The following is a 23,120-nucleotide window of genomic DNA, read 5'->3' as shown; positions in this document are numbered from 1 at the left end:
GGGCGATTGGTACTTTCTTCATATTTCCCCGTCGGCGGGCGGTTCATATGCTGGGGCCACAACAAAAAGGAGGCCCCGATGCGCCCGCTGCTCACCCAAACCGCATTCTTCATGCTCGCCCTGTGCGCGGCCACACTGGTCGCTGAACGCAGCCATGCCGAGCCGCTGGCGGTACGCATTGGCTACGTGGCCTGGACACCCGACCCCGGCCCGGTGCTGTCGAACGTAATTCCCGAGCCGACCGACGCCGGCCTGCGCGGGGCGGAACTCGCCATCGTCGACAACAACACCACCGGCCGCTTCCTCAAGCACGACTACCAGCTGCTGACCGCCAGCGAGCCCGAGCTGGACGCCACCCTCGACGCCGCCCGCGCCCTGCATGCCGACGGCGTGCGGCTGTTCATCGGCAACCTGCCGGCCAGCGCGCTGAGCACCCTGTCTGCCGAGTTTGGCGACAGCCTGCTGTTCAACGCCGGCAGCTACGACGACGTCCTGCGCACCACCCAGTGCCTGCCCAACGTGCTGCACACCTTGCCCAGCCGCGCCATGCTGGCCGATGCGCTGGGCCAGTTTCTGCTCAGCCGCAAACTCAAGCGTTGGCTGCTGATCAGCGGCCCGACCGAAGAGGATCAGGCCTACACCAATGCCCTCAGACGCGCCGCCCAGCGTTACGGCATGCGCATCGTCGCGGAGAAAGAGTGGAGCTTTGATACCGACCTGCGCCGCGCCGCCCAGGCCGAGGTGCCGTTGTTCACCCAGACCGACGAGTACGACGTGGTGCTGGTGGCCGACGAGCGCGGCGACTTTGGCGAATACATCCCCTACAACACCTGGTATCCGCGCCCAGTGGCCGGCACCCAGGGCCTGACCCCGGTCGGCTGGCACAAGACCATCGAAACTTACGGCGCGGCGCAGTTGCAGAAGCGCTTTGAGGAGCACGCCGGGCGCTGGATGAACAGTCTCGACTTCGCCGCCTGGCTGGCCGTGCGCTCCATTGGCGCGGCGGTCACCACCCTCAAGACCACCGACGCCGAGGCGATTGCCGCGCTCAGCGTCAGCGACCGGCTGCCGATGGACGGCTTCAAGGGCCGCAAGCTGAGCTACCGGACCTGGAGCGGCCAGCTGCGCCAGCCGATTGCGCTGGTGCAGCCGCGCGCACTGGTTACTACCTCACCGCAGGACGGCTTCCTGCACCCCGGCACCGACCTGGACACCCTCGGCTACGACGAGCCCGAAAGCCAGTGCCGCATCGCCGAACACCTGAACAAGAGCTGATGGAGCTGCCCATGACTACCCTGCCCTTTCGCAATGCCCTGCTGGCTGCGCTGATTACCGCTGCGAGCGCCCCTGCTCTGGCCGAGACTGCCTACGTCTCGAACGAGAAGGACAACACCATCTCGGTGATCGACATGAACACGCTGGAGGTCACCGACACGCTGGAGGTCGGCATGCGCCCGCGCGGCATTCTGCTGTCGAGCGACAACAGCAAGCTGTTCATCTGCGCCAGCGACTCCGACACGGTGCAGATCATGGATCTGGCGACCCGCCGCATCATTCAGGAACTGCCATCCGGCGCCGACCCGGAGCAGTTCGCCCTGCACCCGAACGACCGCACCCTGTACATCTCCAACGAAGACGATGCGCTGGTAACCGTGGTCGACGTGCCCACCGCCGAGGTGCTGGCACAGATCGACGTGGGCGTGGAGCCCGAAGGCATGGCGGTCAGCCCGGATGGCAAGTGGGCGGTCAACACCAGCGAAACCACCAACATGCTGCACTGGATCGACACCACCACCAACGAGCTGGTCGACAACACGCTGGTTGACCAGCGCCCGCGCCACGTCGAGTTCAGCCACGACAGCAAGACGCTGTGGGCCTCGGCCGAGATCGGCGGCACCGTCACCGTGCTGGACGTGGACTCGCGGGAAGTGAAAAAGGTGCTGACCTTCGAGATCAAGGGCATTCACCCGGATCGTATCCAGCCGGTTGGCGTGCGCCTGACCCGCGACGGCAAGTACGCCTTCGTCGCCCTTGGCCCGGCCAACCACGTGGCGGTGGTCGACGCCAACACCTTCGAGGTGCTGGATTACCTGCTGGTGGGCCGCCGCGTCTGGCACATGGCGTTCAACGCCGATGAAAGCCTGCTGCTGACCACCAACGGCATCAGCGGTGACGTATCCGTGGTCAACGTCCACGACCTGGAGGTAGTGAAGTCGATCAAGGTCGGCCGCTTCCCCTGGGGTGTGGTGATTACCCCCTGATGAGCATCTGTGTGCAGGGAGTCAGTTTTGCCTATGGCGAACGTCAGGCGCTTAGGCAGGTGGATTTCAGCTGCCAGCCGGGCTGCCTGAACGCCTTGCTCGGCCCCAACGGCGCGGGCAAATCGACGCTGGTGGCGCTGCTCAGCCGTCTGTACGACCTGCAGCAGGGCGACATCCTGCTCGACGGTTTGTCGATCCGCCAGCACCCGCGTGCGGCGCTGCGCCAGCTCGGTGTGGTATTTCAACAGAGCACGCTGGATCTGGACCTCAGCGTGCGCCAGAACCTGGCCTACCACGCCGCCCTGCACGGCCTCTCGCGCCGTGAGGCGGCGCAGCGCATCGACGCCGAACTGGCCCGCCAGCAGCTCGGCGAGCGTCAGCACGAACGGGTACGCGCGCTGAACGGCGGCCACCGCCGGCGAGTCGAGATCGCCCGCGCCCTGCTCCATCAACCGCGCATCCTGCTGCTCGATGAGGCCAGCGTGGGGCTGGATCAGGCCAGCCGCAGGGCGCTCAATCAGCACGTGCGTGCGCTGTGCGATGAGCAGCAACTGACGGTGATCTGGACCACTCACCTGCTCGAAGAGATTCTGCCCAGCGACCCGGTGGTGATGCTCAACCGCGGCCGCGTGGTCGCCCAGGGGCAAGCCGACGCGCTGAGCAACGGCGCGACTCAGGAGAGCCTGAGTGACGCCTTCGAGCGGCTCAGCCGCGCCAGCGAGGAACCCGCCCTATGACCGCCGCCCAGTACCTCAACTGCCTGCAGGGCGTAATGCAGCGCGAATGGCTGCGCTTCTTCCAGCAGCGTTCACGCTTTCTCAGTGCGCTGGTGCGGCCGCTGCTGTGGCTGCTGGTGTTCGCCGCCGGGTTTCGCGCCGCGCTGGGGGTGTCGATCATCCCGCCATACAGCACCTACATCACCTACGAGACCTACATCCTCCCCGGGCTGTGCTGCATGATTTTGCTGTTCAACGGCATGCAGGGCTCGCTGTCGATGGTCTACGACCGGGAGATGGGCAGCATGCGTGTGCTGTTGATGAGCCCGCTGCCGCGGCCGTTTCTGCTGCTGTGCAAGCTGCTGGCGACCGCGCTGGTGTCGCTGATTCAGGTTTACGCCTTCCTCGCGATTGCCTGGTGCTTCGACATTCGCCCACCGCTCTGGGGCCTGCTGGCCGCCGCGCCTGCCCTGCTGCTGGCGGCGCTGCTGCTCAGTTCGCTGGGCTTGCTGCTGTCCAACGGCATTCGCCAGCTGGAGAACTTCGCCGGGGTGATGAACTTCGTCATCTTCCCGCTGTTTTTCCTGTCGTCGGCGCTGTATCCGCTGTGGAAGATGCGCGAGTCCAGCGAGTGGCTGTATTGGCTGTGTGCGCTCAACCCGTTCACTCACGCAGTGGAGCTGGTGCGCTTTGCGCTGTATCAGCAATTCAACCTGACCGCGCTGCTGGTGTGTCTGGGGTTGTGGCTGCTGTTCAGTCTGGCGGCGGTGCTGACCTTCAACCCGCAGCGCGCGGCAATCCGCGGCTGAGCTAAACACGAAGCCCCCGCCCGCGTCGCTTTTCGCTTTTCGCTTTTCGCTTTTCGCTTTTCGCTTGAAGCTTATGGCTTGCAGCTTAAAACTTGCGGCTCCCGGCCCTCCGGGCCGGGATTACTACTTTAGTACCGGTTCGTTGTGCGAATGTATCATTTGCAAGACGCCCCACCGGGGGTGTAATACCAACTGATACCACCGGGCTAGCGTTGCCCGGCATGACCAAATACAACAAAAACAGGTTGCCCAAGCCATGTACAAGATACTGATAGCTGATGATCATCCGTTGTTTCGCGAGGCCATCTGCAACGTCATCAGTAGCGGATTTCCCGGCAGCGAGTTGCTGGAAACCTGCGACCTGGATAGTGCTCTGGCCATAGCCCGGGAACAGGACGACCTGGATCTGATTCTGCTGGACCTGAACATGCCCGGCATGCACGGCCTTAACGGCCTGATCACGCTGCGCAATGAGTCGCCGTCGATTCCGGTGGTGATCGTCTCCGCCGAGGAAGACAAGCAAGTAGTGCTGCAGGCCATCACCTACGGCGCAGTCGGCTTTATCACCAAATCCTCGCCGCGCGCTCAGATGACCGAAGCGATCGAACAGATACTCGACGGCAACGTCTACCTGCCCTCCGACATCATCCGCGCCAACCACACCATCACCCGCCGCAACCCCGAGGAATACCCCATCTCCCCGGAACTGCTGTACGCCCTCACCCGCAAGCAACTGCTGGTGCTTGAGCGTATGGCCAAGGGCGAGTCCAACAAACAAATCGCCTACCACCTAGACATCGCCGAAACCACGGTGAAAGCCCACGTGTCGGCGATTCTGCGCAAGTTGAATGTGCATAACCGGGTGCAGGCGATTTTGTCGGCGAGTGATGTGGATTTCAGTGCGTATTTGCGGCGCTGAGCTGGGCTGAATCCTATCGCCCCAACCGGGAAGGTCGAGCTCCCGCTCGACCGACGAACCTCCGTGCAACGCCGTGGCCGAGTTGGAACTCGGCCTTCCCGTCAAACCGTGCTGCGGTACCTCCGCAGCGTTGATAATTATCTGCGTCGGCTTGTCGTCCTGATTTCGCCTTCCCGGCGAGCCAAGGGGGGCTGCTTGCCCAGCCCCCCTTAGCAATCCCCCGGGGCACCCGACTACGCGGCCCTTCGGGTTCGCTGCGTTGCTCGGCCTGACGGGGGCCGGCAGAACTCGGCTCTGCGAGCCTCAGACATGCTGCCGCCCTTCTTCCCGCCAGCCCTGCGCTACTCGCCCGCATAAACGGGATCTGGGGCCGTGCGCACTCGACCCTCTCCTCCGTAATCAAAACCACACACACGGGACGGTCGAGCTCCCGCTCAACCAGCGAACCGCCGTGCAACGTCATGACCGAGTTGGAACTCGGCTTTCTTGGAACGGAAGACCTACCAACGAGGATGAAGTGCGCACGGCCAAAAACTCCCCTTCAAGCTGTCGAGTAACGCAGGGGACGAGCGATCAGCGGGGCGGACTGTCTGAGGAGCGAAGCGACGAGTTTCCGCCACGCTGCTTGGCACCGAGTAACGCAGAGAAGCCGAAGGCCAGCTTGGCGGGGCCCAAGCTGGTCGCGACCTTTCTTTTGGTTACGGCTCGATGGCCACACAAAGAAAAGTGACTCGCCAGGAAGGCGAAAGGAATCGCGATGAATACGAGGAAGTGAGCCTGAAATACCAAAGGCGAACGCGCATATCGAAGAGACCACAAAACCAGCAAAGGGCACGATCTGCTGTATGTATCAGGGCAACCCAAGGATCACCCACTCACCGCCAACAAATGACTCATCGCCGTCTTCAACTTCATCGGCTTCACCGGCTTGTGCAGAATCACATGCCCCAGCTCGCGTACCTGCAGTTTCAGCGCATTGCTGTAGTTGGCGGTGATCAGCAGCACGGGCAGCGGTGCGCTGCGGCGGGCGTTGATGCGTTGGACGACGTCGACGCCGTTGACGTCGTTGTCGAGGTGGTAGTCGGCGATCAGCAGGTCGGCCTGGGCGTGGAAGTTGTCGACCTGGGCGGCGAGGTCCTCTTCCGACAGCGCGGTGATGACGGTGCAGCCCCAGCCTTCCAGCAGCGTGCGCATGCCGGCGCAGATGGCGGCGTCGTTATCCAGCACCCAGATGGTGGAGCCCGGCAGGCGTTCGCCGATGCGGGCGGTGACGGGCTCTTCCTGCACCACGGTCGGTTGCAGGCGGCCAAACGGCACATCCACGCTGAACACCGAGCCGCGGCCTTCGACCGAGCGCACGCGGATGCGGTGGCCGAGCATGCGGGCGATCTTGTCGACGATGGCAAGGCCAAGCCCCAGCCCGCGGTCGCGGGTGTTGGCGCTGGGGTTGACCCGTTTGAACTCCTGAAAAATCTCCTGCAGTTTGTCTTCCGGGATGCCCATGCCGGTGTCCCAGACTTCGATGCGCAGGCCGTGGGTGTGGCGACGGCAGCCAAGCAGGATGCGCCCGGACGGCGTGTAGCGGATGGCGTTGGTGAGGAAGTTGCGCAGGATGCGCAGCAGCAGTTGAGCGTCGCTGCGCACCACCGCACCACACGGCACAAAGCTCAGCTGCAGACCTTCGCTGGCGGCGAGCTGGCGATATTCGTTGGCCAGGTTGTCGAGCAGGCTGTCGAGGCAGAAGGCGTTGATATCCGGCTTGATGACCCCGGCGTCCAGCTTGGAAATATCGACCAACGTGCCGAGCAGGTTTTCGACGTCTTCCAGCGAGTGGCTGACCTGCCGTACCAAGGACGCACTGCCCTCCGGCACCTGCTGCTCCAGCAGCGCGCCAGTGAACAGCCGCGCGGCGTTGAGCGGCTGCAGCAGGTCGTGGCTGACCGCGGCAAGGAACTTGGTTTTCGACAGGTTGGCCTGCTCGGCTTCGCGCTTGGCTTCGCGCAGGCGCGCTTCGGCCTCGGCGCGCTCGCGGATCTCCTGGCGCATCTGGCTGTTTACTTCGGTCAGCTCCTGAGTGCGCTCGCGCACGCGCTGCTCCAGATGCTGATAGGCCTGATGCAACGCCTCGGAGGTGCGCCGCCGCTCGGTGATGTCGCGGATCATCACGAAGATGCCGACCACCTCGCCGTCGCTGTCACGGTTCGGCACATAGGAGCGCAGCAGGTAGCGCTGGTGACCGTCCAGGTTGGGTTCGGCAAACTCGAAGCTGACGCTCTCGCCGTTGAAGGCGCGGGCGATGTAAGGCTCCAGGCGGGCGTACTGCTCGGCGCTGTGCACCCGGTGCAGGCTGTGACCGAGAATCTCGCCGCGCGCCCAGCCGTACCAGTCTTCGTAGACCTTGTTGGTGAACTGATAAGTCAGATCGGCACCGACGTAGGCAATCAGCGCCGGTACATGGTCGGTAATCAGCCTGACCCAGCGCTCGCTGTCTTCCAGCGCGCGGGCGTAGAGGTCGCGCTCAGTAATGTCGGTAAAGGTGTTGACGAAGCCGCCGGTGGGCATGGGATGGGTGCGTACTTCCAGCACCCGGCCATTGCCCAAGTGCTGCTCGCAGGTCAGCACCGGCGCGCCCTGCTCCGTGCGGCTGTAGGGCGTGAACAGCTCCAGTTCGCTGTCTTCCATCACCTCGTCAAACGGGCGGTGGGCCTCAATCGGTGCCAGCCCGGCCAGTTCCAGAAAGCGGCCGTTCCAGACCTCCAGCGCGCCTTCGTCATTCACCACGGCGACGCCCTGGGACAGACTGTCTACGGTACGCTGCAACAGCCGGGTCTTCTGCTCCAGCGCCTTCTCGCGGCGCGCCTTCTCGGACTGCTTGAGGTCGGTGATGTCGGTGTACATGATCACCAGCCCGCCTTCGCGGGTCGGCCGTTCGCTGACCTGCATCCAGCGCTGGTCACGCAGTTGGTGCAGCAGATGGCCGTCGGCGGCGGCGTCGGTGTCGACGATCAGCCCGGCGCGCAGCGCCATGCGCTTGACCTCACCCAGCGAGGTGCCTTCGGTGATGCGCACGCCAGTGCCCAGCCAGAATGCGGCAAAGCGGCGGTTGTAGAGCACGATCCGCTTGTTCTCGTCGAACAGCACGAAGGCATCGGGCACGCTTTCGATGGCGTCGATCAGATAGTGATGCGCCTTTTCAGCGCGGGCGCGGGCATCGCTCAGCAGGCGGTTGCTGGCCTGCAGCTCGGCCATGGTGTCGTTCAGCGCCTGGGTGCGTTCGCGCACCTGTTCAGCCAATTCCACCGAGTGCTGAAACGCGGCGTAGCTTTCAGTGCGCTGACTGGAGCTGGACTCGACCCGCTCGATCAGCGCGGCGTTAATGCGTTTGAGTTTGCGGTTTTCCGCCCGCAGGGCTTCCAGCTCGGCCAGCAGCTCCGGGTCATGCAGCGGCAACTCAACGCGGGAATGCAAAGGCCACCCCGGTGAAGGTCTGGTTGATGTGCATGCCGTTGAACTGCTCGCCGTAGGTGTTGAAGCCGATCACCCGGTTGGCGACGAGAAACTCCGACATGCGCTGACCTTCACCACGCAGCTCGGATTCCATACGGCGCAGGAAGCAGTCGCAGCCGAGGATCAGCACCGGTTCACCAAGCCGCTGACGCAGTTGCTCAAAACGCAGCCGCAGATTCGGCAGCAGCTCGCCGGGTGTCATCGCCGTGAGCACGATGCCGGTATCCACCGCGCAGTAGAAGGTCAGGCTGCGGTCCGGATTGACCCGCTGAATCGAGCGCACGTAGAACTGGTCGCGAATGCGCACGGCCAGCGCGTCTAGGGCAAAGTGCTTGCCGCTCAGTTCATCCACCGGCACGCCGACCAGCCGGGCGTATTCCTCGGCGGCGGGTTCGGCGTTCAGTTCAAGTACGGTACGGGTGCTGCTGTCGGCGTCGGTCACCACCAGCTTGCTGTCGGTGGGTTTGAGGTGATGGGTGGTGAACACCTCAAAGTCCAGCCAGGTGTTGACCATCACCACCACGGCGGCGCCGGTAACGAAGCGGCCCTGGTAGTAGACGTGGGTGTGGCTCAGATGGTTGTCGTCACCGGCCGAACCGCCGAAATGGGGAATGCTGCCGAGCGCGGCGCTCAGGGTGTTGAGCACCAGCTCCTCGCGACTGGACAGGCCGTCGAGCAGGGTCAGGGCAAAGGTGTGATCCTTGACCGGCGCCAGGTTGACCTGCCGGCAGTGACCCAGCATCCGCTCTACCGCCTGCTGCGCCTCGACCAGACTGAAGCTGTCGAGCGCTCGGATAAGCGTGCAGTCGACCGCGAAGGCGCGCAGATCCAGCCCGACCGCGCTGATGCAGCCGCGGCCATATCCTGCGGCGCTGATTTCTCCGGCGGTGGTGCAGCCCAGCAGCATGACGCCGCCAAAGTGCTGATCCAGCGCGGTTGCGAGCTGGTCGAGCGGATATTCCGCCGAGCAGAAGAACAGCACGCAGCCCAGATGCGGGTGCAGCAGCTGACGCGCCAGATCCTGCGCCGCAGCGTCCGGGTCGGTGGCCTCGGTCATGGCGGTGCGGAAGCAGTCGTCGAGCGGCTGGGTGCTGAAGTCGGGCATACCGGAAATCGGATTCATGCCAACGATTCTAGAGAGCAGGCAAGCCCCGGCCCTATGCTACTTCAGTACTGGATTGGTAGGTCTTGGGGACGACGCGGAGCGGGGCAGGCGGCTGACGGAGAAGCCTGCGGCGTTCTCCATCCTACATGGTTTAGGTGCGGAGCTGGTGGCGGCCGTAGGGTGGAGAATCGCGTAGCGTTCTCCACCATGAACACCGCACCCCGGGAAGGTCGAGCTCTCGCTCGACCAGCGAATCATCGTGCAACCCTGTGGCCGCGTTGGAACTCGGCCGTCCCAGAAACAAAAACCCCCGCCTGCTAACACAGGCGGGGGCCGGTATTGCTGAAGGCTCTTACCAGCTCAGCGCAACACCCAGGGCGACGGAGTCGGTCTCTTCGATGGTGACGCTGTTGGTGCGGTCTTCGATCTCGAACTGGTTGTACTCGGCTACCAGCGTCAGGTGCTCGTTGATGCTGTGGAACAGGCCGATAGCGCGGGTCTCGTAGTCGGCTGCAACGCCCAGGCCATTGCCATCGTCTTCGGTCTTGCCGAAGGACAGGGCCAGACGGGTCTTGCCGCCGAAGGTGTAGGAGCCCTGCAACAGGTGACCGGTGCTGTCGACTTCACGCAGTACCGCTTCGCCCGCATTGTTGGTGAAGAACGGGTTGATGCCTTCGGCGTCAAAACCGGATGCGGTCAGCGACAGGGCGCCCATCTTCGCCTGAACGCCGTAGCCAAAACCCTGCGAGGTCACGTCGTCGACGGTGCTGTCGGTGTTCTTGGAGGTCTGGTAACCGGCGTTCACCCAGCTGTAGATGTCGGCGCCAGCCAGATCGAACTGGTAGGTGACTTCGGTTTCGAAACGCGGTGCGTCCTGGTAGTTCTTGCCGACCGCGCTGTCGTCACTGGTGTCGACCGGGTCCATGATACCGGCGGCAACGCGCAGGCCACCCATGACCGGCGAGCGGTAGGTGATCTGGGCGGTCGGGAAGGGGTACGGGTAGCCGCTGCCGATGTTGCCGAAGGACACACCGCCGCCGTCGACCAGACCCAGTGTGTCGCTGACCTGACCATAACCGGCGAGCATTTCGTCGAGCAGGATGTTGGAGCGGGCAAACAGCCCGAAGTCCTTACCGACCAGCACTTCACCCCAGTCGCCGCCGATAGTGCCGTAGAACTGACGTACGTCGATGGCGGTGGCGGTGCCGTTGGTTTCGCTGTCGTTGATGGTGACCCAGAAGGAGGAACGCGCGCCCAGCGTCAGGTCGCCCATGTCCTTGCCCATATTGAAACCGATGTAGTTCGGCAGAAAGCCCATCTTGACGCGGGCCTGATCGCGGTCCAGGTCGTCATTGATGTTGTCGGTGTCGGTCTGAACGTAGAAGGCATTGACGTAGCCGTCAGCGGAGAAGGTGGTGCCGTCTTCGTCGTACAGGGTGATGGCAGCGGATACCGGGGCGCTCAGCAGTGCGAGGGCGATGGGGGTCAGCAGGGTGCAGGCAATCTTGTTCTTGTACATGGTGCTCTCCGATGTAATCAGTGACTGAAGCGTCACGCCGATTATCAGAAAGCCCCCTGCCCGCCCCCATTGGCCATGAGCGGCGGTTGTATTGCCCTTTGGTGTGTGCGACCAAGCGACGAAGAAAATCGCCGGCGGCAGGTTGTATTTACAACCTACCTAGGTAGTACACATGCGCCTTTTTCAGTCCGCCCCGGCCTGCCGACTCAGCAGGCGCCAACGCGCACTGTGGGGCAGGCGACTGACGAATGCGCGCCAGTGCAGGGCGTCAAGCTGCAGCAACGCCTGCCGTTCTGCCGCCAACTGATCTTCGCGCTGCCAGAGACAGTCTTCCCAGTACGCCTCAAAGCCCTGCTGCGGGTGCTGCCGATACTGCTCCAGCAACTGCGAAAGGTGCACGGCATGGTCCTGCAACTGAACGGTAGACAGGGCACCCAGATGCTCGAGGCTCTGCTCCAGAAAGCGGTCTACCGCCGATTCGATGCAGCGGTGTGAACGGTCCGGCGACTGCACCAGCAGCAACAGACCGGGGCGGCCGGCACGGCGATGCAGGCGCGCGACTACCCAGTAGCCCAGCTGCTGGCGGGTGCGCAGCTCGGCAAAGAAGGAATCAGCCAGCAAGTGGTGCAGCAGGCGCCAGCAGGCCGCTTCCAGCAGGCTGTCGCCTTCAGCCGGCAGATACAGCAACTGGGCGCGGTCGGTGTGCCTGCTGCTGACCTCGCTGACCTGCAGCTGCCCCGGCTGCAGCTGCGGCAACGGACAGCGCCAGGCAAACGGCTGCATCAGACTCGGGCACAGATTGATCAGCAATTTGGTCACTTGCGAGCGCTCGGCCTCCGGCCAGCCGTCGGGTTTGAGCCAGATGATCTGCGCGTGCCCGCACAGCCGCTGCCAGAGCGCCAACGGGTCGCGCAGCCGCAAGGCACTGGTCGACCGCTCCTGCTCCAGCGTCTGCAGCAGCCGCCAGGCGGGCAGGGCGTCCTGCTCGTCCTGCAGCCAGCGGCGGCTGCGACGCTCGATCAAAGGCAGCTGGCTGGCCGCAGGCGGCGTCTGCAACTGACTCAGCAGCTCGCGCACAAAGCCAGGCAGCAGGGCCTGCGGACCACGCACATCCAGCACCAGCTGGCCCGGCGCCAGCGACCATTGCAGCCCCACGCCAACCCGCGCGCCCCAACGCTCCAGCGCCTCGCTTTGCAGCGTCCAGCAGGCCTGCAGCCAGCGCCGCTCGGCCAGTGTTGCCGAACTGTCTGCCCAGCACCATGCCAGTCGGGTGCGCAACGCCCCACCTTGCGGACTAAAGCGTTGCAGACGCAGACCGGGCGCGGCCGATGACCAGCGCAGCTCTTTGGGTGCCTCGGCCAGCGGACCAAGGCAGGGGCCGAGCCGACCGGCCAGGTTTGCGGTCGGCGCAGGGCTCGGCGGCAACGCGCGTGCCTGCCAGCGGGTGTCGGTGTGCGCACACAGCTCACCGCCTGGCAGCCTTGGCAAGCGCTGCAACAGTAAACGGTTGGTCGGATTCAGTTGGCTGAGCAGTTGCTGCCAATCTGCCAGGCCGAGAGTCGGCAGCGCAACGCCAGCCACATCCAGTACCTGTTCCGCCGCCAGCGTCAGCAACCGATCGGCGTAGCGACGGCAGCTGTCGAGCATGTCACCCTGCGGGCCAAGATCAAAGGCTGTCTGCGCCAGAGCCCGACGCGCCGCCTGCGGCCACTCGGCCGGGTCCTTGCTGCGCATGGCCTGCAGCCAGCCGTCCAGCCCGGCCAGCACCTGTTCGGGCTCGGCGTCAGCACTGTACAACTCGATGCGCAGCAGCGCCTGACCGCCGACGTCCGGCTCCAGCGAGGCGCGCAACTCATCGAGCAAACCGCGATCGCGCAGATATCCCAGTGCGCCTGCGGGCGAGGGACTGTTCAGCCATTCATCCAGCCAGTGCGCTGCAGCGCCGTGCAGATCGCACTCGCGCAGGGGATACAGCAACACCGTCTGCGGCTGACTGCTGCGACCTTGCCATTCCACCTGACGCGGCAACTGGCCTGGCGCAAACAGCGGCAGGACGAAAGGTTCAGGCGCGCGCCCCGCAGGCAGTTGCTCCGCGCTGTCCCGCGCCAGCGCCAGCAGCTGCTCTGGCGCCTGCGGCCCGTGCAGTACCAGCGCCATGCTGCCCGCACGGTAGTGGATGGCGTGCCACTGGCTCAGCCGCTCGGATACCCTAGCCGCGTCCCCCGCCAGTGTTTGCGCATTGCCGGCGGTAAAGCGGCTGAGTGGATGCTGCGATTGCACCTGCGTGGCGAGCACCGCCTGGGCGTGGATGTCGTCGTCGGCCAGTCGAGTCTTGAACTCGGCGTCAATCACCCGCCGTTCCTGCTCGACCTGCTGGGGCGCAAACAGCGGAGCCGCCAGCATGTCGGTCAGCTCGGCCAGACAGGGCTGCAGCCCCTGCGGGCTGACCGAGCAGAAAAACCGGGTGGCATAAGGTGCGGTGCTGGCGTTGAAGCGCCCACCCCACTCCGCCACCCGGGCAGGAAACGAGCCCGGCTCAGGCCAGCCTCGTGAGCCCATGAACAGCATGTGTTCGAGCAGATGCGCGAGCCCCGGCAGGTCGTCGGGCTCGGCATGGCTGCCGGCGGCAACCTGATAAACCGCCGTCGCCTGACTGGCGTGGGCGTCGTGAATCAGCAGACAAAGCAGACCGTTACTGGTGCGGTACAGCTGGTAGTCGCGCTGGTCGGCAGGCAGGGAGGCAAGCGGTATCGGGTGCACGGCAGGTCACGCAGGGTAGAAGCCAGTGCTCAGGTTAACGCAGCCAGGCAGGCCGCCCGGGAAACCGGCACCAAAGTAGTAAATTGCCGCGACCGGCGGCGAAGAACCGGGCGCAGGATACGCCCGGTGGCAGGAGAAGGGAGTGCGCCGAGGCGCACTCCCGACTGCTCAGCGCTGGCTGACTGCCGCGCTGCTCGGCAGCTTGAAGGTCCAGAGAGTGCCGCCCTGGGTGAAGTTCTTCACCCGCTCGGCAACGTGGCCACCCCACAGCGGTACCGCACCACCCCAGCCGGACATGACGGAGACATACTGCTCGCCGTCCATCTCCCAGGTAATCGGTGAGCCGATCACGCCGGAACCGGTATTGAACTGCCACAGTTTCTCACCGTTACGCGAGTCAAACGCCATCAGGTAGCCCTCGGGGTTACCGGTGAACACCAGGTTGCCCTTGGTGCTCAGCACGCCGCCCCACAGCGGAGCCTCGTTCTGGTAGCGCCAGATTTCCTCACCGGTTTTCGGGTCCATCGCGCGCAGGACGCCGATGTACTCCTCGTTCAGCGGCTTGATGGTGAAGCCGGCACCCAGGTAGGCGGCGCCCTTCTTGTAGGTGGTGGATTCGTTCCAGATGTCCATGCCCCACTCGTTCGACGGGACGTAGAACAGACCGGTGTTCTGACCGTAGGACATCGGCATCCAGTTCTTGCCGCCGAGGAAGGCCGGCGCGGTGAACACCTGACGGCCGGCGTCGCCGGATTCGGTCGGTGCGCCCGGACGGTAGTCATCGGCGTAGATCGGACGGCCATTCTCATCCAGACCGGTGGCCCAAGTGATCTTGTCGACGAACGGGAAGCCACGGATAAAGTCGCCGTTGGTGCGATCCAGCACGTAGAAGAAGCCGTTGCGGTCGGCGGTACCGGCCGCCTTCACTTCCTTGCCGTCTTCCTCGTAATTGAAGGAGATCAACTCGTTCACACCGTCAAAGTCCCAGCCGTCATGCGGGGTGGTCTGGAAGTGCCAGACGATCTGACCGTTGTCGGGGTTCAAAGCCAGACGCGAAGACGAGTACAGGTTGTCGCCGGGGCGCAGGTGCGAGTTCCAGGGTGCCGGGTTACCGGTGCCGAAGAACAGCAGGTTGGTTTCCGGATCGTAATAGCCGCCCAGCCACGGCGCGCCGCCACCGGTCTTCCACAGGTCGCCCGGCCAGCTCTGATTGGCTTCGCCACCGGAGATACCGGCCTCGACGGCCTTGCCGTCTTCGTAGGTGTAACCCATGTGACCTTCGATGGTCGGACGGGTCCACAGCAGTTCGCCGTTGGAGGGGTTGTAGGCTTCGATCTTGCCAACCACGCCGAATTCACCACCGGAGACGCCGGTGATCAGCTTGCCGTCAACCACCAGCGGCGCGGCGGTGATCGAGTAGCCGGCCTTGTAGTCAGCAACAGTCTTGCGCCAGACAACCTTGCCGGTGTCCTTGTCCAGAGCGACCAGCTTGGCGTCCAGGGTGCCGAAGATCACCAGGTTGTCCCACAGAGCAACGCCGCGGTTGATTACGTCGCAGCACGGCATGATGCCGTCGGGCAGGCGGGCGTCGTATTGCCAGAGTTTGGCACCGGTGCGGGCGTCAACCGCGAAGACCCGCGAGTAGGAACCGGTGACATACATCACGCCGTCCTTGATCATCGGCTGGGACTGCTGACCGCGCTGCTTTTCGCCACCCAGCGAGAAAGCCCAGACCGGCTGCAGGCTGCTGACGTTTTCGGTATTGAGCATGTCCAGGGTGCTGTAACGCTGACCCTGCAGGCCCATGCCGTTGGTGACCACCTGGCTGTTGTTGGTGGCATCGGCACGGATATCGTCGTTGGTGACATTGGCTGCGGCCACGCCGGCGACGCTCATGGCGGCAACCAGCGTGGTCAACAGAAAGGAAGAGCGGGCATGTTTGGTCATTGCTGCTACCTCTGAGATGTTGTTGTATTGGCGCAGTCGGGTTGTGCCGAGCGATACTCGGTGCCGCTCGGCACGTCCCACACGATGAAACGGGAAAATTTCCTGCTTCTGGCCACGATTCTTGGCTCAGAGCCCAATACCAACAATTGCTCGCAGGGGTGATTTCCTTACTCCCTTGGTAGCAGTACCCGCCCGCCTCAGAACACCAAACGCGCGCCAACCGTGAGGTTGCGGCCCGGCAACAGCACCTCGTCCTTGATGAACGAGCTGTGCTGACGCGCCTTCTCGTTGAGCAGGTTGTTGCCGCGCAGATACAGCAGCAGGTCGCTTTCACCCAGCTGCCCACGCCAGTTCAGCCCCGCCCCCAGCAACGTGTAGTCGCCGGTTTCGGTCTCGTAGTCGGCGGTGTTGTCCTGACGCATCACCTGACTCGCTTCCATCTGCGCAGACACTGACCCGGTCAGACGCTGATCCAGCCGCACGCCAACCCGATCAGCCGGGATACGCGGCAGATCACCGCCGTCCTTCAGACGGCCACGCACACTATCGCCGAATAGGGTCAGCCCGGTTGCCGCGGTTACCTGCCAGCCCACGCTGCCTTCCAGCCCCTGCAGCACGGCATCGGCCTGGCGGTACTCAACGACGCGATAGCCCGCGCCGGGATCAGCCCCGGTATCAGCGGCGTAGATGAAGTCATCCACCTCGTTGCGGTAGACACTGACATCAAAGGTGACCGCGCCACGGGTGCGACGCAGACCGAGTTCAGCGTTGATCGCAGTTTCCCGATCCAGATCCGGATCGCCGAGTTCCACTGTGCGCGTGGCCGCGTGCGGGCCGTTGGCATACAGCTCTTCGGCGGTCGGCAGACGCTGTGAGCGCGACAGCGAGCCGTACAGCGCCAGGTCCGGCTGAAACTGCCAGGTCGCGCCGAACGACAGCGAGGTGCCGCGATGGTCAGCGTCGTCACTGCCCTGCTTCACATCGACCGACTGCCATTCCTGGCGCAGACCGACTTCATACAGCCAGTCGCCCGCCTCATAGCTTTCCAGCAGGAACAGCGCGCGGTTGTGGGTCAGCGTCGCCGGAACGTAAGCCTCCTCCCCTTCAGCAGCAAAGTCACGGCGGGTCAGCTGGGTGCCGATCACCCCGCGCCAGCCGGCAACCGGGGCATGCGTAACCTCAAGCCGGCCATCGGTACCGCGGTTGGTGAAGCGGGTTCCGACTTCATCACCTTCCATCTCGACGTGGCGGTAGTCGGTATCGGCAACGCGCAGACGTACACGTTCTACCCCGGCAAAGGAATTCTGGTACTCGCCACGCAGATCCCAGCGGCGCTGCTCCATATCGATCCAGGCATCGGCGTGTTCGTGGTCATGATCATGGTCGTCGTGATCATCGTCGTGGTCTTGATCGTCATGGCCACCGCAGTGCCAATCAGGGCCGTGGGTGTGACAGTCGGCGTGCTCGTGCGCCAGCAAACCGTATTCGCGATCCTGACGGCTGTAGGCCAGGCCCAGATAGCCCTGCTCACCGATCCAGCTCAGCCCCAGAGAACCGGTATCGGTATCGTTGTAGGCGCCTTCCTGGCGGGACGGATGGCCCGGAATGCGGTAGGGATCAGCCTCACTCCTGCCGCCCTCGATACGCATGGCAAAGGCACCGGTACCCAACGTCAGACCCGCAGAACCCGCGCGCTCATCGGCAACCGTATTGGCGCGCAGATCAATCTCACCCTCATAACCGCGCTCGGGTACGTAGGTCGGCACCCGGCGGTCGATCAGGTTGACCACCCCGCCAATCGCGCCGCCACCGTACAACAGCGTGGCCGGGCCCTTGAGTACCTCCACCCGCTCGATCAATGCGGTATCGGCGCTGATCGCGTGGTCCGGGCTGATGGTCGAAGCATCCAGCACATCAGCACCGTCGCTGAGCACCCGCACCCGCGCACCATCCAGACCGCGAATGACCGGCCGGCTGCTGCCCGGCCCAAACCCGGCGGCGCGCACCCCCGGCAGCGACTCCAGACTGTCGGCCAACCCGGTCTCACGCAGCGCAAACCAGTCCTCACCCTGCAGCACCGCCGCCGGCTGAATCATTTGCTCCGGCGTCTGATTCAACGCACTGGCGCTGACCGTCAGCGTCGGCAGCATCAGCGGCGCATCCGCTGCCTGCACGGAAGAGACACCAGCGGCCACCGCCGCCAGCGCCAGAGTCAATGGCGTCTTGCTTGAAAACATGGCTGCTCCCTTTCGATTTGGTATTGGCAACGGCGTGGCTGGCACACCGCGGGGCAGACTATAATTGTTATAACGTAACATTTAAAGCAAAAACCATTATCAGATTGCAAGTCCGTGGTGAGAAAGTACGCTCTGCGCAGGAGCACTGGGATGGACGCTGCGCATCCGCATAGAGCGGCGGCCGATTTGAACAGCCGGCCGCAGAGCGGCCGAGCAGTCCGGTACCCACGCGGAGCGTGGGCACCATCAGAAAGACATAGATGGTGGAGTGCGCACCGGAGTTCGTCCCGTTTACGTGGGCGAGTAGCGCAGGGTTGGCATGAAAAAGGACGGCAGCCTGTTTGAGGCTCGTAGAGCCGAGTTCTGCCGGCCCCTGCCAAACCGAGCAACTCAGCGAACCCGCAGGGCCGCGTAGCCGGGTGCCGGGGGGATCGCCAAGGGGGGCCGAGCAAGCGCCCCCCCTTGGCTCGCCGTGAAGGCGAAACGCTGATTCGGCAACGGCGCAATGCCCAAAACAGGAACTCCGACACCCGGCTACGTGGAAACAGGCCACATTTAGTAAAAACGCGGACACGCCTTTGGCTTAGCCCGCCCTACTGTCATTCCGGCTTTCATAGAAGAAAAAAGCCGGCCCAGAGGCCGGCAAAGGAGATCAGTCTATTACTGCGCGTAGCGGTCAGGCGCCAGATACCGCAACCCTTGCGCCGCATAGATGGCCGCCATCCGGCCATCTAGAATCATGCTTTCCACCTCATCACCCAGCGCGTAGGCCAGTTGACGGTTGGAGTCGTGGACCGCCATACCCAGCTCCCACACCTGCTTGCCGATGTTCGGGTAGGCGTTCTCGGTCAGTTGCATCCCCGCCTGCGGATGCTGCGCCAGCAGCCAGTCGATTTCCGCCTGGGTGCCCATCACCGCGTTGACCTCGCCCTTGAGCATCGCATCGAAGGCGAGGCTGAGGGTGCGGTAGTGATGGGTCATGCCCGCCAGCCGACCGTTCATCACCGAGCCCAGATAGAACGATGGCACCGAGTCTTCTTCTACCCCGACCGGGTAATACTGGAAGATCGCGATGCTCGGTACGGCGTCGATCTTGCCTGGGTCAAACGCCGCCTGCCAGCGTTCGCGCTGGTAGGGCCCGAACATGTGCACCAGCTCGTTCTTCGGCAGACCAAGCTCATCGCGGCGGTTGCTGAAGTCCTGATCGTAGGGCACCCGCAACATCACATCGGCGACTTCGCCCGGACGCAGGTAATGCCCTTTCCACAGGTGGTTACGCAGGTCACCGTCAATGGTTTCGTCCGCCTGCATCCACTGGATACTCAGGCGGACGCCGAGTCCGTCGGCCAGCGCCTGGGCCAGTGCCACATCAACCCCGGCAGGCTCGCCGCCCTGCATAAAGCTGTAGGGCGGAAAGTCCTGATACAGCGCCACACGCAACTCACCGGAGGCGACAATTTCGTCGTAGTCGCGGATGTGCGTGATGTTGTACGCCTGTGCTGGCAGTCCCAGCAGCAGGCAGAGACAAAACAGCCAGGCGCGGGCCATGACCTTATTGCTCCACTGCTACGCTTTCCAGCCAGGTGCGGATGGCCCACAGGGCTTCCTGACTCAGGAAGTCAGCCATCTTCGGCATGTAAACGCGGCCGTCACGTACCGCGCCGTTGATCACGCGCTCTTTAAACCACTCATCGCCGTAGTCACCCACTTCCAGGTAGCGCAGATCGGGCGTGATGCCGCCGGAAATACCTTCCAGACCGTGACAGGCGGCGCAGTTCTGGTTGTAGGCAGAAGCGCCCACCTTGATGGCCAGCTCGTGCTGCGGGTGGCCTTCGCGGTAGGGGTTGGTTTCGCGCCATTCCGTGCCCAGCTCTTCCAGCCCCTTGGTATCTACTGCCTGAGGGGTGACATTGCCGTGGGCCAGCGCCTGACCGGCGGCCAGTGCCAGGCCGAGTGCGGTCATCTTCAGTGCGTTCTTGTAATGGTTCATACTGCTCACCTCGTGGCCGAATCGATTGCGCAAGTGCATTGCTGTCGATGGCCATGGTAGGAAGCAGCCGCAATCGGCCCAATGCTGCTTTGGTGGCCGCGATCTAGTTCGTTGGTAGTAGAAACCGCATCGAACCCAACCAGAAACCCTTGTTCTAGAGCGGCCAGGACGGCTGCGACCGAACACCGCATACTCATTGGGCCAAATTCATTCCGCCCTAAGTCCTGCTCCCTTTCACCCGCTACCAAGCGCCACCGGTACGGGCAATTTTCCCGCCGTACCCGGGCTGTTTTCCGTATCCGCGCCCTGACACCACGCCCACCATGAGCCGTGGATCAGCCCTCGCTGAACACGCCAACGATCAACAGGAAAACTGCCATGAAAACAACAAGACTTCCCGCACTGAAGCCCGTCAGCCAGGCCATCAGGGGCCTGGTATTCGCCGCTGGCCTCGGCCTCGTCGCGGGCCCTGCAGCGGCCACCCCGGTTACCTGGGAGGACATCGCCAACGACCACATGACCACCAACAACGTGCTGATGTACGGCCTGGGCACGAACGCCCAGCGCTACAGCCCGCTGAACATGGTCAACGACGAGAACGTGTTCAAACTGACGCCGGCGTGGTCCTTCTCCTTCGGTGATGAAAAGCAGCGCGGTCAGGAATCCCAGGCCATCGTCCACGAGGGCGTGATCTACGTCACCGGTTCCTACTCGCGCATGTTCGCCCTGGATGCCAAGACCGGTCAGCGCCTGTGGAGCTACTCGCACCGCCTGCCCGACGACATTCGCCCATGCTGTGACGTGGTCAACCGCGGCGCCGCCATCTACGGCGACAAGGTGTTCTTCGGCACCCTGGATGCCGGCATCGTTGCGCTCAACAAGGACACCGGCAAGGTGGTCTGGCGCAAGAAGTTCGCCGACCACAAGGCGGGCTACACCATGACCGGCGCACCAACCATCGTGCAGGACCAGGCCACCGGCCGCGCGCTGCTGATCCACGGCTCCTCCGGCGATGAGTTCGGTGTGGTCGGCCAGCTGTTTGCCCGCGACCCGGAAACCGGCGAAGAGGTATGGATGCGCCCGTTCGTCGAAGGTCACATGGGCCGTTTGAACGGCGAAGACAGCACCCCCACCGGCGACGTAAAAGCGCCCTCCTGGCCGGATGATCCGAACTCGCCGACCGGCAAGGTCGAGGCCTGGAGCCACGGCGGCGGCGCGCCATGGCAGAGCGCCAGCTTCGATGCGGCAACCAATACCATCATTATCGGTGCAGGCAACCCGGCCCCCTGGAACGGCTGGGCACGCACTCCGGAAGATGGCAACCCGAACGACTACGACAGCCTCTACACCTCCGGGCAGGTCGGCGTCGACGCCACCACGGGCGAGGTCAAATGGTTCTACCAGCACACCCCGAACGACACCTGGGACTTCTCCGGCAACAACGAGCTGGTGCTGTTCGACTACGAGCAGGACGGCGAGAAAGTACCCGCGACGGCCCACGCCGACCGCAACGGCTTCTTCTATGTGGTTAACCGCGAAGACGGCAAGCTGATGAACGCCTTCCCGTTTGTCGACAACATCACCTGGGCAAGCGGCATTGACCTGGAAACCGGTCGCCCGATCGAGAACGAAGGTCAGCGTCCGCCGCGCCTGGAAGAAGGTCAGGAGCGCAGCGAAGCCATCGAAGTCTCGCCCCCGTTCCTGGGCGGCAAGAACTGGAACCCGATGGCCTACAGCCGCGACACCGGTCTGTTCTACGTTCCGGCCAATCACTGGAAGGAAGACTACTGGACCGAGGAAGTCAGCTACACCAAGGGCTCCGCTTATCTGGGCATGGGCTTCCGCATCAAGCGCATGTATGACGATCACGTCGGCATCCTGCGGGCGATGGACCCGCAGACCGGTCGCGTGGCCTGGGAGCACAAGGAGCCACTGCCACTGTGGGCTGGCGTACTGGCCACCGGTGGCAATCTGGTGTTCACCGGCACCGGCGATGGCTACTTCAAGGCCTTCAACGCCGAGACCGGCGAGCAGCTGTGGCAGTTCCAGACCGGCACCGGGATCATCTCCCCGCCGATTACCTGGGAACAGGACGGCGAGCAGTACATCGGCGTGACCACCGGTTACGGCGGCGCGGTGCCGCTGTGGGGTGGCGACATGGCCGAGCTGACCAAGCCGGTGGCTCAGGGCGGTTCGTTCTGGGTATTCAAGCTGCCCAGCTGGGCCAACGAGTAATCACCTGAAACGCCCTGCCCACCCGGGTGGGCAGGGCTATGGAGAAGAGCATGAAACTGCTTGTTCGTCTGACTGCCAGCCTGCTGGCACTGAGCAGCCCCGCGTTGCTGGCGCAGAGCGCTGACATTGCCGAAGAGGATATCCGAACCCTAAACGGCTGCGCCCTGATCCCCGGCACCCAGTGCCAGGGCGTTGATCTGCGCGGCGCTGATCTCCGCCACCTGGATCTGCGCAAGGCGGACCTGACCGGCGCCGACCTGCGCGATGCAGACCTGCGCCATGCAGTACTTGACCAAGCCAGACTCGACAACGCCCGGCTCGAAGGAGCCAACTTTACCCGTGCCAGCTTGCAGCAAACCGCCATGCGCGGCGCCCAGGCCGACGAAGCACAGTTTGTGGCCATCAGTGGCTGGAACCTCACTGCGCAGGGAGCCAGCTTCAAGGGCGCAGACTTTACTGGCGCCAGCCTGGACTTCGCGCGTTTCAGCGGTGCAACCATGCACGGTACCGTGCTGCGCGCCGCCAATCTGGAGATGGCCTGGCTGCCAAAGGCCGACATGGCCGGCGCCGATCTGCGCGACGCCAACCTGCAGGAAGCCAAACTCAATCACGCCAATTTGACCGACGCCAACCTGGAAGGCGCACGCCTGCACTACGGCACCTTTCTGGACGTGACAATGCATGGTTGCCAAGCCTGTCCGGTTGATTGGGAATAACGCGGCTGCGACCTAAAGCCTATCGTCAGGCGTGATTGCATTCTGCTAGTGTTGAGACAGGGTGCAGTCACGCCATCGGTGGGTGTCGTTTGAAACCATATTCACAGACCTTTAAATCACTGCGCGACGACATCGCGCAAATGTACAGCAGTAACGAGCGCGAAATGGCTTTGCTGCGCGGCGCCCACCTCACCTCGGTAATTCGGGTCACGCCCGCGATGATGTTTGCCAACGTCGGCGCAGGTGCCTGTATTTTGCTTAGGGAAACTCTGAAAAAGACTTTCTGATTTGGCAAAATACCGCGACCCCACCCACCGAGTTTCCCGATGAAGCAGATGACCTTCGCCGACGCCGAGTACGCTGGCAAGCGCAAGCAAACCCGCAAGGAGTTGTTCCTGA

16 protein-coding genes are annotated in these 23,120 nt (G+C 63.7%); 7 read left to right on the top strand and 9 right to left on the bottom strand.

The window, feature by feature from the left end:
- Positions 1 to 78 precede the first annotated feature (78 nt).
- The 5 genes from AC13EY_RS09900 (at position 79) to AC13EY_RS09880 (ending at position 4,705) form a co-directional block, all read left to right on the top strand.
- A complete protein-coding gene (locus tag AC13EY_RS09900) occupies positions 79 to 1,275 on the top strand; it encodes an ABC transporter substrate-binding protein (RefSeq protein WP_335598986.1) in 1,197 nt (398 codons plus the stop codon).
- An 11-nt stretch (positions 1,276 to 1,286) separates the two neighbouring features.
- A complete protein-coding gene (locus tag AC13EY_RS09895; RefSeq protein ID WP_335598987.1) occupies positions 1,287 to 2,261 on the top strand; it encodes a YVTN family beta-propeller repeat protein in 975 nt (324 codons plus the stop codon).
- The gene (locus tag AC13EY_RS09890) at positions 2,261 to 2,998 is read left to right on the top strand and encodes an ABC transporter ATP-binding protein (protein ID WP_442908868.1); all 738 of its coding nucleotides are present in this window, start codon (positions 2,261 to 2,263) and stop codon (positions 2,996 to 2,998) included. Before AC13EY_RS09895 ends, AC13EY_RS09890 begins: the two co-directional genes overlap by 1 nt.
- A complete protein-coding gene (locus AC13EY_RS09885; RefSeq protein WP_269687764.1) occupies positions 2,995 to 3,786 on the top strand; it encodes an ABC transporter permease in 792 nt (263 codons plus the stop codon). Before AC13EY_RS09890 ends, AC13EY_RS09885 begins: the two co-directional genes overlap by 4 nt.
- A gap of 256 nt (positions 3,787 to 4,042) precedes the next feature.
- On the top strand, positions 4,043 to 4,705 hold the full coding sequence (locus AC13EY_RS09880) for a response regulator transcription factor (RefSeq protein ID WP_083724638.1): 663 nt from the start codon (positions 4,043 to 4,045) through the stop codon (positions 4,703 to 4,705).
- Positions 4,706 to 5,572: 867 nt separating this feature from the next.
- Here the strand turns inward: AC13EY_RS09880 and AC13EY_RS09875 are convergent.
- The 8 genes from AC13EY_RS09875 to pedF all read right to left on the bottom strand — a co-directional run bounded on the left by AC13EY_RS09875 (position 5,573) and on the right by pedF (position 19,770).
- Positions 5,573 to 8,173, bottom strand: coding sequence for a NahK/ErcS family hybrid sensor histidine kinase/response regulator (locus tag AC13EY_RS09875; protein ID WP_442908869.1), 2,601 nt, complete (start codon positions 8,171 to 8,173; stop codon positions 5,573 to 5,575).
- Positions 8,157 to 9,317, bottom strand: a complete 1,161-nt coding sequence (gene nosP, locus AC13EY_RS09870; RefSeq protein WP_335599007.1) for a nitric oxide-sensing protein NosP — start codon at positions 9,315 to 9,317, stop codon at positions 8,157 to 8,159. The genes AC13EY_RS09875 and nosP overlap by 17 nt, the downstream gene beginning before the upstream one ends.
- Before the next feature lie 352 nt (positions 9,318 to 9,669).
- Positions 9,670 to 10,836, bottom strand: coding sequence for a porin (locus AC13EY_RS09865; protein ID WP_482876663.1), 1,167 nt, complete (start codon positions 10,834 to 10,836; stop codon positions 9,670 to 9,672).
- Between the two features lie 183 nt (positions 10,837 to 11,019).
- Positions 11,020 to 13,596, bottom strand: a complete 2,577-nt coding sequence (locus AC13EY_RS09860) for an insulinase family protein (RefSeq protein ID WP_335598989.1) — start codon at positions 13,594 to 13,596, stop codon at positions 11,020 to 11,022.
- Positions 13,597 to 13,764: 168 nt separating this feature from the next.
- The gene (locus AC13EY_RS09855) at positions 13,765 to 15,543 is read right to left on the bottom strand and encodes a PQQ-dependent methanol/ethanol family dehydrogenase (RefSeq protein WP_088275461.1); all 1,779 of its coding nucleotides are present in this window, start codon (positions 15,541 to 15,543) and stop codon (positions 13,765 to 13,767) included.
- A gap of 197 nt (positions 15,544 to 15,740) precedes the next feature.
- Positions 15,741 to 17,780, bottom strand: coding sequence for a TonB-dependent receptor (locus tag AC13EY_RS09850; protein ID WP_335598990.1), 2,040 nt, complete (start codon positions 17,778 to 17,780; stop codon positions 15,741 to 15,743).
- A gap of 660 nt (positions 17,781 to 18,440) precedes the next feature.
- Positions 18,441 to 19,328, bottom strand: a complete 888-nt coding sequence (locus AC13EY_RS09845) for a substrate-binding periplasmic protein (RefSeq protein WP_335598991.1) — start codon at positions 19,326 to 19,328, stop codon at positions 18,441 to 18,443.
- A gap of 4 nt (positions 19,329 to 19,332) precedes the next feature.
- On the bottom strand, positions 19,333 to 19,770 hold the full coding sequence (gene pedF / locus AC13EY_RS09840; RefSeq protein ID WP_335598992.1) for a cytochrome c-550 PedF: 438 nt from the start codon (positions 19,768 to 19,770) through the stop codon (positions 19,333 to 19,335).
- A 378-nt stretch (positions 19,771 to 20,148) separates the two neighbouring features.
- Between pedF and exaA the strand changes: the two genes are divergently transcribed.
- A complete protein-coding gene (exaA, locus tag AC13EY_RS09835; RefSeq protein ID WP_335598993.1) occupies positions 20,149 to 22,005 on the top strand; it encodes a quinoprotein ethanol dehydrogenase in 1,857 nt (618 codons plus the stop codon).
- A 50-nt stretch (positions 22,006 to 22,055) separates the two neighbouring features.
- The gene (locus AC13EY_RS09830; protein WP_335598994.1) at positions 22,056 to 22,721 is read left to right on the top strand and encodes a pentapeptide repeat-containing protein; all 666 of its coding nucleotides are present in this window, start codon (positions 22,056 to 22,058) and stop codon (positions 22,719 to 22,721) included.
- 116 nt (positions 22,722 to 22,837) lie between these two features.
- Here the strand turns inward: AC13EY_RS09830 and AC13EY_RS09825 are convergent.
- Positions 22,838 to 23,120, bottom strand: a 283-nt coding sequence (locus tag AC13EY_RS09825) for a hypothetical protein (RefSeq protein ID WP_482876659.1), incomplete at its 5' end; no start/stop codon positions are given.

The sequence above is a fragment of the Halopseudomonas sp. L-58 genome (assembly GCF_056859475.1).
Note: the sequence above shows the minus strand (reverse complement) of the source record. Positions and strands in the feature narration are given on the sequence as shown.